The 11,326-nt window shown below is 47.7% G+C and carries 11 protein-coding genes; 4 read left to right on the top strand and 7 right to left on the bottom strand.

The window, feature by feature from the left end:
- Positions 1-61: 61 nt before the first annotated feature.
- A complete protein-coding gene (locus HQN88_RS29890) occupies positions 62-1,813 on the bottom strand; it encodes an ABC transporter ATP-binding protein (protein WP_173119242.1) in 1,752 nt (583 codons plus the stop codon).
- 542 nt (positions 1,814-2,355) lie between these two features.
- Between HQN88_RS29890 and HQN88_RS29885 the strand changes: the two genes are divergently transcribed.
- Positions 2,356-2,529: a hypothetical protein gene (locus HQN88_RS29885; protein ID WP_173119241.1), complete on the top strand. Its 174-nt coding sequence runs from the start codon at positions 2,356-2,358 to the stop codon at positions 2,527-2,529.
- Between the two features lie 41 nt (positions 2,530-2,570).
- Here the strand turns inward: HQN88_RS29885 and HQN88_RS29880 are convergent, their stop codons facing one another.
- The 6 genes from HQN88_RS29880 to HQN88_RS29855 form a co-directional block, all read right to left on the bottom strand.
- A complete protein-coding gene (locus HQN88_RS29880; protein ID WP_173119240.1) occupies positions 2,571-4,772 on the bottom strand; it encodes a sensor histidine kinase in 2,202 nt (733 codons plus the stop codon).
- Positions 4,750-5,451 carry a response regulator transcription factor gene (locus HQN88_RS29875; protein ID WP_173119239.1) on the bottom strand — a complete coding sequence of 234 codons (702 nt, stop codon included), beginning with the start codon at positions 5,449-5,451 and terminating at the stop codon, positions 4,750-4,752. Before HQN88_RS29875 ends, HQN88_RS29880 begins: the two co-directional genes overlap by 23 nt.
- A gap of 281 nt (positions 5,452-5,732) precedes the next feature.
- On the bottom strand, positions 5,733-5,987 hold the full coding sequence (locus HQN88_RS29870; RefSeq protein ID WP_173119238.1) for a DUF3813 family protein: 255 nt from the start codon (positions 5,985-5,987) through the stop codon (positions 5,733-5,735).
- A gap of 195 nt (positions 5,988-6,182) precedes the next feature.
- Positions 6,183-6,791, bottom strand: coding sequence for a DUF2231 domain-containing protein (locus HQN88_RS29865; RefSeq protein ID WP_173119237.1), 609 nt, complete (start codon positions 6,789-6,791; stop codon positions 6,183-6,185).
- Positions 6,792-6,934: 143 nt separating this feature from the next.
- Complete coding sequence (locus HQN88_RS29860) at positions 6,935-7,774, bottom strand: M56 family metallopeptidase (RefSeq protein ID WP_173119236.1); 840 nt, start codon at positions 7,772-7,774, stop codon at positions 6,935-6,937.
- A 2-nt stretch (positions 7,775-7,776) separates the two neighbouring features.
- Positions 7,777-8,193, bottom strand: coding sequence for a BlaI/MecI/CopY family transcriptional regulator (locus HQN88_RS29855; RefSeq protein WP_173119235.1), 417 nt, complete (start codon positions 8,191-8,193; stop codon positions 7,777-7,779).
- A gap of 163 nt (positions 8,194-8,356) precedes the next feature.
- Here HQN88_RS29855 and HQN88_RS29850 point away from each other — a divergent pair, with 163 nt between their 5' ends.
- The 3 genes from HQN88_RS29850 to HQN88_RS29840 all read left to right on the top strand — a co-directional run bounded on the left by HQN88_RS29850 (position 8,357) and on the right by HQN88_RS29840 (position 10,997).
- Positions 8,357-9,175: a pirin family protein gene (locus HQN88_RS29850; RefSeq protein ID WP_173119234.1), complete on the top strand. Its 819-nt coding sequence runs from the start codon at positions 8,357-8,359 to the stop codon at positions 9,173-9,175.
- A gap of 706 nt (positions 9,176-9,881) precedes the next feature.
- Positions 9,882-10,700, top strand: a complete 819-nt coding sequence (locus HQN88_RS29845) for a (2Fe-2S)-binding protein (protein WP_173119233.1) — start codon at positions 9,882-9,884, stop codon at positions 10,698-10,700.
- Between the two features lie 57 nt (positions 10,701-10,757).
- Positions 10,758-10,997, top strand: a complete 240-nt coding sequence (locus HQN88_RS29840; protein ID WP_173119208.1) for a hypothetical protein — start codon at positions 10,758-10,760, stop codon at positions 10,995-10,997.
- Positions 10,998-11,326: the final 329 nt, after the last annotated feature.

Raw genomic sequence — 11,326 nt, 5'->3', positions numbered from 1 at the left:
AGGAGTCTCACCTACTTTTCTGTTTTCTCGTATTGTTGGGGGCTCGCTTTGCCCCCATCATCTATTCCATCCCAACCGTCTGCTCCTCGAGCTGTTGTCGGTCATATTGTTCTTTATACCAGCCACCGAGCGCCAGAAGCTGCTCGTGTGTGCCTTCTTCGATGATATAGCCCTCATCGAGCACGACAATCCAATCGGCATGCTGCACGGCGGAGAGTCGGTGTGTGGTAATTAGGGTTGTTTTGCCTGCGCGTTCGGTGCGAATGCCGCTAATGATCTCGGCCTCTGTCTTCGCATCGACCGCTGAGAGTGCGTCGTCGAGCAGGAGAATCTCCGGATCGACGTACAACGCCCGCGCAATGGATACGCGCTGTTTCTGACCACCCGATAAGGCGACGCCTTTCTCCCCGACGAGTGTCTGCAGACCTTCCGGAAGGAACTCGACGTCCTTGCGGAAAGCGGCCAGATCAAGCGCACGCATTAACTCTGCTTCGGTGCCTTGCCCCTTGCCGAACATGATATTTTCGCGGACGCTTTTGGAGAAGAGAATCGGCTCCTGCGGGACATATCCGATCCAACCATGCAGCGTGTCGATCGCGATCTGCTCAATTGGCGTATCCGTGATCGTGATCGCGCCTTGACCGATAGGATACTCGCGAAGCAGCTGCTTCAACAGCGTTGTTTTGCCGCTGCCTGTTCGGCCGACGATTCCGAGCGTCTGTCCGCGCTCCAAGCGGAACGTCATGCCAACCAAATTATCAATGGATGAGGACGGGTAACGGAAGGTTACTTTGTCAAAATGGATAAAATCAGGCTTCAGCTGAGTCACAGCGTTCGGCACTTCTTTGACATCTGGCTTGTAGCCAAGTGTCTCGTTCACACGATCTAAGGATGCATTCCCGCGCTGCATAATGTTCATCAGCTCACCAATCGCAAACATCGGCCAGATCAGCATACCTAGGAAGGTATTGAAGGACACTAGCTCTCCGAGCGTCAGCTCACTATGGAACACGAGATATCCTCCGTAACAAAGTCCGATCAGGTAGGAAATACCGACCAGGATTTTGACCGTTGGTTCAAATAGAGCGTCAATAACGGCTACGGCGATATTTTTACGATAAACATCATCTGTCATCGTCGCGAAATTGTGTTCACTCGCCTTCTCCTGCACGAATGCCCGGATGACCCGAACGCCTGCGATGGTTTCCAGGACACGGTCATTCATTTGACCGAAAGCATCCTGTGCGAGGATGAATCTTTCATGGATACGGCCGCCAAAAATCGTAATCGCAACGGCCATAATCGGCAGCGGTAAAATCGAGGCAAGCGTCAGCTTCCAGCTAATGAAGAAGCCCATCATGCTCAGAATCGTTAACATAAACAGTGTCGAATCGACGAAGGTTAGAATCCCAAACCCTGCGGTTGTCGATACCGACTGCAGATCGTTCGTCGCTCTAGCCATCAGATCGCCCGTACGATTGCGCTCATAAAAGGTAGGCGTCATCCGCAGCAGCTGCCGCATGAATCGGGAGCGCAACACACGTTCAAGTACGAATGCACCGCCGAACAGCTGATACAGCCAAACGTAAGACAGCCCATAGCTGACGACGATGAGCGCGCCCCAAAAGGCGAGTAATTGCGCCAATTTGGCTCCCGATAAAGTACCCATGTGTATACCATCAATCGCGTAACCAATCAGCTTCGGCGGTAAAACATCAATGATGCCCACAATGATCAACAGCCCAATCGCGAGGCTGTAGCGTTTCCAGTTCATTTTGAAAAACCATGCTAATTTCTTTAATACCGTAAACATACGATCTTGTCACTCCTCTCAAATGGCGCATAGACACCTAAAGACGCAAAAAGACATACCGCGCAGCGATATGCCTTCTATAGAAACAGAAAAGCGCTCGTTACGAACTTCGTAACCCGCGCTTCACAACTTAACGTATGGGAAGGGGTGCTAACAGCCGAACATGCGTATGCAGTCGCTCGGGCTAACCAGCGGGTTACCATCTATGAAATTAGGTTGGACGTGTGTCCGTTTATGATGTGCGTTAAATACAATAACCTTGTTATCCATAGTGAACCCCCCTATTTCGTTTGATGAGCCTAGCACGTTAGGTGCCTGTTAACTTTTCCAAAAGCTGTCTATTCGATCCTTACAGGGTGATCTTACCATCCCTCTTCTGAGCGTGTCAATCGGAGAAAAAGATTAAAATGCAACTCTCCCAGCCCGACATTTCCGATGTCTATACTCGTGATGAGAAGGCTTTCAAATGTCACACATGTTTCAAATTCACCCGGCATATGGATAGAGTAGGAGTTCATCGCGCCTCAAAGGAGTGAATGCACATGGTCGATCAAGTGTTTGCATTAATGGGATGGATTGTGGGATTCGGAACGATCATAGGCGGCGTCATTGCGGCTACAGCTAGGTTTGTCTCGAAGGACTCAACCGCGTATGACATGATCTTTTTGTGGGACAACCGGTATACCTTGGAGGAGCTGGAGCTGGAGCTGAAATAAAAAAACGAACGCCGTCCATAAGAGACGGCGTTCTTATTTAGCTATAGCAATTCTTGCGACGCTCTCAGCACATCCCGCTTCTCAAATTCGGCAATCACCTTGAATTGGTCACCGTCAATGTCAATCGTGAGCCTGCCGCCTTGCAGTTCAACAATGCTCTTGGCGATGGCGAGGCCGAGGCCAGAGCCTTCCGTTCCGCGAGACTGATCACCGCGTTTGAATCGTTCGAACAACTCCTCTACGCCATAATTAAGCTCGTGGAGCGAGATATTCTGAATGATGAGGATGACTTGCTCTATATTTTCCGTCAACGTGACGTATACCCGTGTTCCCGGCAAGGCATATTTCAAGGCGTTGCCGATGAGATTCTCGAAGACGCGCCACGTTTTTTTGCCGTCCAGCAGCGCATACATATGCGGGCTTTGCACGTTTACGCGGAATGTCAGCGTGGAGGCCTCGATTTTGTCGCTGAACTCCGCCAAGGCCTGTGTCAGTAAGGCAGAGACGTCGACTTTTTCCCAATTCAGCTCTGTTGCTCCGCTTGCCATCTTCGACGCCTCGAAGAGATCTTCGATGAGCACTTTGAGTCGCTGCGTTTTCCGATCGAGCACCTCGAGATAGTGGGTGGATTGTTCAGCGGACAAGCCCTCCTTTTTAAGCAAATCCACATAATTGATAATGGAGGTTAACGGTGTTTTCAAATCATGGGAAACATTCGTAATCAGCTCTGTTTTGAGACGATCACTGACGCGTTGTTTCTCAAGCGAAAGCTGCAAGCCGTACTTCAAATTGTTAATGTTCATCGCCATGCGGGAGAGCTGTCCTCTGCCTTTGGCAGGGAGGGTCACATCAAAGTTGCCTTGCGACATTTGTTCCACGCCTTTGATAATGGCGCGAAGCTGCTTGATCTTTCGCATCATATAAGGCAGTACCACGAGTAGGAACATGATGTACCAGATGAAGGTAAAGACGATAACAGCCTCTTCTCCGCTAGAAGCAACTATGCACACGGGCAAGAAGCCCATGATCCCGATAATGGCCATAAAAACTAACAACTTGAAGCGTAAGCCTCGCTGTTCCAGCGTATCTTTCAGGGTTTGCCAGAATGATGCGGTTAAGCTGCTTCTCCATTCCATGGCGAGATGTTCAGGATATCTAAGAAGTGCGACTGCACCACGAAGGCCATTATATACAATAACAAGTAATGCGGAAGCAATGAGGACAATGCTTATCTGATATAAGCTTACATAGGTCGGAGACCAGTAATACAGCTCAGCCTCGAAGAGGATACCGACCAGTGCAGCAGCTGCAATAAAAATTGTCCATGCCCGCACATCGATCGGCAAGCGTTCCCTTACCACTGTTTGCATATCGATCAGAGAAGGGTTATCTCCCTGATGTTTTCTTGCCAAGTAGGTTAGCCCGATTGTGAGAACCGCAAGTGCTACTAGCCAGTAAACCGTTGCTGTTGCTTGCTGCTTTTGAGACTCGTAAGAGAGATAATCCGCTTGAATAATGCCAGAGCCTTGAGTTGGGTTTAAAATGTAGTACGTAGCTTTGACTTGATCAACATTCATTTGGTACGCAAATCGATTCGGTTCATCTATTTTCGGTAACGATAATGTATACATGAATGCTTGCTGATCGATCTTTTTTTGGAGAGCTTCAGACGATATATTGCTATAAGTTTCGCCTGTTTTTAAGTTTTTCACGACGTAGTAAAGCGATTTGACACGGTTATCCAGATTTGTCTTGGCTGTCATGAACTGCTTTTGCTTAGCCGTAATTGCTGCCTTCAGATTTTGTTGAAAAGTTGCCTCTTTCTCTTTATTCAACTCCGCAATCTTCGTATCTCTTTCTGCTTCCAGTCGATCTACTTCTGTATTGTCTTGACGGTTGCGTGCCGTATCGATGCGTGGGCTATACTTCTGTTCGAGATTGTTAATACGATCTTGAACAGTTCGTTCCGCGTCACGCTTCACATTATAGTAATCATTATTTCCGATCTGTTCTTCCGGCGTTTTCTCACTAAAATGCGGAGCCTCCAGATGATATAATTGAATATTCTCATAGACGGAATTTATTTCCCTCTCGAATGCCCCGCTTTTGAAATAAGCGTCCTCACCGAAATACACGCTGTTCTTATAGGCATTTGTTGCCGCAAATAAGGTCAATGTCCACATGATATAAACACCAACCAGCAGCACCAGCGAGAGTGATCTACTTCTCCATTTTATAGCCAACACCCCACACCACCTTCAAATATTTAGGATCCTTCGGATTAATTTCGATTTTCTCGCGAATTCTTCGTACATGCACAGCCACGGTATTCTCCGCGTTAAAGGCGGGATCTTTCCACACCTTTTCATAAATATCATCAATGGAAAAAACGCGTCCCTTATTCATCATCAACAGTTCCAAAATTTTGAATTCTGTCGGGGTCATACGCACGTCCTCACCATCGACTGTGACTTCCTTAGTGACTGGATTGAGTACGAGGCCGCGGACGCTTAATTCCTCATTTGCCGTCTTTTCCGTTCCAAATGGCCCAAGTGTTGTGTAGCGCCTTAGCTGAGACTTCACTCTTGCGATCAACTCCAGCGGATTGAAAGGCTTCGTTAAATAATCGTCAGCTCCCACATTCAGGCCCATGATTTTGTCCATATCCTCTGTTTTGGCGGAAAGCATCAGGATCGGGACATTACAGTTCTCTCTAATCTTGAATGTCGCCTGAATACCGTCCATCTTCGGCATCATGATATCGAGGATGATCAGATGGAATTCCTTTTCTTCCAGCAAAAGCAGTGCTTCCAGACCGTTGTTCGCCTTGCTGACTTCCATGCCTTCGCCCCTCAAATAAATCTCAATCGCTTCCTGAATGTCGATATCGTCATCGACGACCAGCACTTGGTATTTCGTCACGTCCACGCATCCTTTTTTCTTCATCTCACTTCAACCCACCGTACTAGCCTAATAATAATAGATACTATTTACAAAATAGTTACCATAATTCTTACGAAATTATGAAGACAAGTCTGACAAGTTGTTCGTCTCTTTAGTGTAGCACGGAAGTGTCCCTTTCATCATGAGGTCTGTTTACAAGCTGAAAGCGATGGAAAACGCAAAAAAGCCGTTTCCACTGTAGTTATGAACTACGGGATACGGTCTTTTCGATCTCCACTGGGACTCAGGTGTTACTGGGTTTATTCCAAACTCGTCAGCCGCGCCTTATCCTCTTCCAAGGATTCAATAGCTTGCTGTACCGCGGGGCTATCCGATTGGTCAAATGCCTGATCTACCGCATTTTTCGCCTTAGAAAGGGCATTTTGAGCTTCTTCCGTCGTTTGAGCTGTCGGGTGAGACAGGGCATGATTTACGGCTTGGTGAACATTGTCGACGGAATTTTGTGCAGATGAGATCGGATTTTGTGATTGTAAACTTGAATCAACTTTAGTCATATTGTGCTCAATACCTCCTCATTAGGATATGTATTACCTTTGCTAGGATGAGGTATATGAAGCCATTTTATTCGCGAACTTAACCGCTATCAACTGTTAATGCTCTAGAAATATGCATGTGAAACATGCCTTGGGCCACCATCAAATAAAAAGGGATATCCAGCAGCTGAACACCGCGGACATCCCTTTTTATTATTATTTCGCTGGTGCAGATGACGTCTGAGCACCCTGACCGCTTGGTTGCTGCTGACCTTGACCTTGTCCTTGTCCCTGTCCTTGGCCGCCTTGACGCTGGCCTCCTTGCTGCTGACCTTGTCCGCCTTGGCCATTCTGGCCTGGACCTCCTTGCATACCAGGCGCACCGCCGCCAGGTCCACCCTGCATCATGCCAGGGCCTCCTTGCATGTCGCGGTGTACCATTTTACCGCCAAGATGACCCGTGTAACTAACGAGCAGCACCGCGACAAGGGAAGCAACGAGAAAGATCGGGTTGCGTCCTAGTTCGAGCTTTTTCCAAATAAGCAAACCTACGCGCACGACTGCTAGTACAATGGCAACGATCATCGTTAGTCTTGCATAAAATTCATGGGAGCTGAGCGTCGTATTCCGCATCATCATCTCAGGCCCGGTTAAAACGCTGGCAATCGCACCAAGCGCACCAACGACAAGACAAAGCATACCTGCTGAGTGCCATTCCTTCTTTTTAAAAATAAGGGCCACAACATCAAAAACAAAGCTAAAAATTAATAACGCAATCGGAACGTGAGTGAATATAAAATGTAGATTTTTCATTATGTAGTCCATGCTATTCGCTCCTTTATATATCGGAAAATAGATTACACTACAAAGCGTAGTGTAAAAGGTTGGAATTGTCAATTCTTTTTCTGACAAGCCCTCTTCCGAACAAATCCAGAGGCTAAAAATTGAAAAAAAGAAGGACTTATTGGTTAGATAAGCCCCATCACAAGTATAAAAATTAGTGCAGAAATCGCTATCCGAATCAACGGCCAGCGCAAGGAAACTTCCCTCTCGGGATCCAAAATATGCTGAATACGCACATTCATCGAAGTCTCAGCAAAGGAAGCATGTGAGAGTGGAAACCGCGGTTTCGCGGTTTGTTTAAGCATCTTCAGCAGCGCACTACCTAGGTCTGTCGCTTGCTCCATCCGTTCGATGGCGTACTTATCCGCGCGGAGCTCGATCATCATCGGATATTTGTGCGCAATCCATGCAAAAATAGGGATATACCGCATCGACTTCGAGATTAGCGCCAGCAAGAATATCGCCGCAGGATCCCTGTGCTGCACATGGCATTTCTCATGCTCAATCACGGCACGAAGCTCACCCAGATCCAGCATGTCCATCAATCCTGTTGAAACGAGTATACGCGGCTTCCATAACCCAATGGTCATGGCTAGTGGTGCTTTGTAGCGGACGATTTGGAGCTGTTGCACCGATAACCCGAAAGTCTCCGCATGGGCTGCGGAAAGAGCCTCATCATGATATTTCTTCACGAGCTTATTCGCCTTGACTACATCATGGCTGTGCTTCACAGTAAACCAAACCATCGTCCCCATCGTATAGAGAATCAATAGATTAACTATGGTCATAGGCACGTGCCCTGGCAGATGCAGATAGTGAAGGAGAATCATGCACAAATCAAATAGATTGCGAGAGGGTCGTATGTGAAACATATGCCCTAGGAGGAAGGCAATCATTTGCCATAGAATCGAGCCTCCAGCCACTAGCGCAGCCGCGTACAGCCATTTGAATCGCGATTCCTTCATCGTTATCGATCCCTTTTCAGAAGTAGAATATGCTGCTCCAACTGGTCAAGTAGCTCCGGGTCCACTTTATCGAGCGCATCAACCATATGGGTTACTGCCAACGAGCCGAATTGTTCAATGAGGTCGTACGTCAACTCTTTGGATTGTGTGTCCATGAACTCTTCAATCGTGACAACGGGCTTATAGTGAAACGACCTGACAACAGAACGCTTTTCTAAAATCTTTTTGTCCACGAGGCGGTTCATTACCGTCATCACTGTATTAAAATTAATCGCTTTGTCTTCGTCCAGCTTCTGTTGGACATCTTTGATGGTCATTTCCGAGGAGCTGGTCCAGAGAATTTCCATAATTTTGGATTCTAATGGACCAAAAAAGCGGTTAAGTCCGCTTTCCTTCAATTTAAAGTTTTGCATTTTCACGTTTGGCCACACTCCTTACACTATAGATTGTAGTGTGATCATAGTGTTGAAGTCAAGATGCACCGTGTTGGATGAGGAAACCTTTTGACATCTGGGAAAAAAGACGATATAATACTTACATAAAGTTAGTTGTTAACTATAAGTTAGTTAAGGAGTGATTCAGATGAGCTTTCACATCTATTCGGCAAATGAACAAGGCGTAGGCGCATTCGATGGAGGCAAATTCGTTGAACAACGGGCCATCAGCTTCCCTGGCGAAAAGACAGCGGTAGATCGCGTCGGACCTTTATTCTACTGGGCGTGGGGCAAAGCATCCGATGTATCGGAAATCGGCATGCACCCGCACAAAGCGTTCGAAATCGTCACGTACGTGATCGACGGACTTGTCGAGCACCGCGATTCTCTCGGTTCCTTGGAAACCGTGACGAACGGCGGCGCGCAAGTGATTCAAGCGGGTTCCGGTGTCTATCACTCTGAGGCCTTCCGCAGAGCGGGCAGCGAGGCGATGCAGATTTGGTTCGAGCCGCATTTGAGCGAGACTGTGAAAAAGCCGGCTGCCTACCATCAATACGAGCATGAACTTTTTCCCGTTAGCCAAACTGCTGGTGTAACCGTGAAAAAAGTGATCGGCGGAGGTGCTCCCATCCAATTGGATACAGATGTGCGGATGTATGATTGGGAGATTGAGCCTGGCGCGGCGTTCAGCTATGATTTGGAGCTTGGACGCAGGACGGCGTTCCTCGTGATTCGCGGGGAAGGCGTGGGGAACGTTGGGGGACGAGGGCAAGGGCAGGTGCAAGGACAAGGACAAGAGCTAGACCAAGAGCAAGAGCGGAAGACCCTTTCCCACAAGGATTTTGTGGTAGCGCAGGCGGTCGGTGAAGGCGAAGCTCTCCACCTAGTGGCGGATAGTGAGCAAGGTCTGCGAATCATTGCCATTGACGTACCGGAAGACCCAGGCTATGCCCTGTATCGGAAGTAAGTAGTTCTCAATACACCTCTCCATCTCTAGAGATGGAGAGGTTTTGTATTTTTGGGGGGGAGTTTCACTTCGCAACAAACATCCACTCTCCTTCTCCTCGTATTCGCTTCATTCCTATAACTCCATCATATCCGCTAGTAAGTGCTTTATTTCACTAGTTCATCACGACCGCCAACATGCTTCAAACCATCTACACTGGCACACCTCCAACACTTACTTCATACCATTAACACCCGCACATTCTAGCCACATCCCCACGTCCTTCAACATTACTTTCTTCCACCAACATCCAACGTCCTCCAAAATAGCTTCATTCAACCAACAGCCCACGTCCTCCAACATAACTTCATTCAACCTTGACCAACACAACCGCCAACTAGTTAGCACTCTCAACCCGAATAACTGGATTTCCTCCAGCTATTTTGTGCCTTTTCTCCTCTTTTTCAGAAATAACTGGAAAACATGCAGCTAATCTCACTCCTATCCGCCCGAAATGCCCAGATCCGCGAAATTAGCTGTACTTTCTCCATCTAACCTCGCGAACCAGTGAAATGTGGCTAAATTACATGGATTTTTTCCAGCTATTTGTAGGATCTGCCTTCCTTTTTTGGAAGAAACCAAATTGACACTTTCATCGCGCATCTTGTATGATCAAAGGAATTATTATGATAACGATAATCATTCTTATATTTGGAGCGTGCTAACGATGCCCATCGAAACAAACGTCGATTTTTCGCTAGTTGAGATGTACTTTCATATTTCACCAAAAGGAATGGAAGACCCCCTCCTGCACATTCCCGCACGGCAGCTCTTAGAAGGACCCGTGATGCTTGACATCCTGCAGCAAGGTCAAACGTTGCTCCGCGGCAAAGGGTTGGACATCTCTGCTTCGTACTTGGGACTCACGCTGTTCAATCTGGTGGCTACGATCCACCTGTTTCTTGCTCAGTACAATCAATGGTTGGATTTGGATTTGGATCATCTCGCGCTTGAAGTCGAGAATCATGGCGACCATGCACATGTCGGATACAAAATTGTAAACGTACAATGGAAGGAAGTTCCGACAGAAGATCGTGACCTATTCATTGAGTTGGAGATGCGCAAGCTGTTCTCAACCCTCATCACGCCAATGATTACGGTCATCGCGGAGCAAGCGAAAGTAAATCAGGCCATGATCTGGAATCAATTCGCTGCACGCATGACATTCGTACGTGACTATGTGTTGGAAAATGACCCACGCCCCCACGTCCGCGAACAATTCTCTGCTGATTATGAGGTGTTGACGAAACAGTTGACGGCGGATGTTTTTGGCCGCAAAGTAAATCCGTTCGTTCATGAGCCGAAGTACATAGATAGCCCTTACCAAGAAGGCAAAAAAATTCTGATGCGCTCCTCCTGCTGCATGTACTATCGCCGCGAGGAAGGAACAAAGTGCTTCAATTGCCCGATCCTCAAGGATTCACAGCGCGAGGAAATGTTCATTGAGATCAAGAGCAAACAGGCCAGTACGGCTACCGCTGGATAAGACGAATGCTTAAAGCCCTTGAGGATTTCCCTCAGGGGCTTTGGTTTGTTTAGCTAGTTGGTTGGAAGAGGTTCGGGGGTTGGGGTTGGGGTTGGGGTTGGGGTTGGGGTTGGGGTTGGGGTTGGGGTTGGGGTTGGGGTTGGGGTTGGGGTTGGGGTTGGGGTTGGGGTTGGGGTTGGGGTTGGGGTTGGGGTTGAAGCCGGAGTCGCATTCAAGGTCGGGGTCGGGGTCGGGGTCTCGGTCTCGGTCGGGGCTCTGGTTGGGGAGGCTGTCAAAAATGCAAATAGGCAGTTTTGACATAGGTTTCCCTTCATTTTTTGGGAATTGATGCAAATAGGCATCTTTTTAGTGTGATTTGAGGAGATTTCCTTCAAATTCATTAGAAAGGTTGCCTATTTGCACGCATTTGCTATTTTGGAGGATAAATGAAGAGAAAAGGTTGCCTATTTGCATTTTTCAAAGAATAATCCCCCTATAAATCCGGTATTAAACTGTTGGTCTTGGGGTTGATGTTGATGTTGGTTTTGGTGCTAGGGTTGGTGTTGGTGTTGGTGTTGGTGTTGGTGTTGGTGTTGGTGTTGGTGTTGGTGTTGGTGTTGGTGTTGGTCTTAGGCCGTTAGGGTTAC

This window comes from Paenibacillus qinlingensis (assembly GCF_013204845.1).
Lineage (GTDB): Bacteria > Bacillota > Bacilli > Paenibacillales > NBRC-103111 > Paenibacillus_E > Paenibacillus_E qinlingensis.
Note: the sequence above shows the minus strand (reverse complement) of the source record. Positions and strands in the feature narration are given on the sequence as shown.

Excerpts from the sequence above, each read along its gene's own strand:
- HQN88_RS29890 (WP_173119242.1), bottom strand. The coding sequence starts at position 1,813 with ATGTTTACGGTATTAAAGAAATTAGCATGGTTTTTCAAAATGAACTGG.
- HQN88_RS29885 (WP_173119241.1), top strand. The coding sequence starts at position 2,356 with ATGGTCGATCAAGTGTTTGCATTAATGGGATGGATTGTGGGATTCGGA.
- HQN88_RS29870 (WP_173119238.1), bottom strand. The coding sequence starts at position 5,987 with ATGACTAAAGTTGATTCAAGTTTACAATCACAAAATCCGATCTCATCT.
- HQN88_RS29865 (WP_173119237.1), bottom strand. The coding sequence starts at position 6,791 with ATGGACTACATAATGAAAAATCTACATTTTATATTCACTCACGTTCCG.
- HQN88_RS29860 (WP_173119236.1), bottom strand. The coding sequence starts at position 7,774 with ATGAAGGAATCGCGATTCAAATGGCTGTACGCGGCTGCGCTAGTGGCT.
- HQN88_RS29850 (WP_173119234.1), top strand. The coding sequence starts at position 8,357 with ATGAGCTTTCACATCTATTCGGCAAATGAACAAGGCGTAGGCGCATTC.
- HQN88_RS29845 (WP_173119233.1), top strand. The coding sequence starts at position 9,882 with ATGCCCATCGAAACAAACGTCGATTTTTCGCTAGTTGAGATGTACTTT.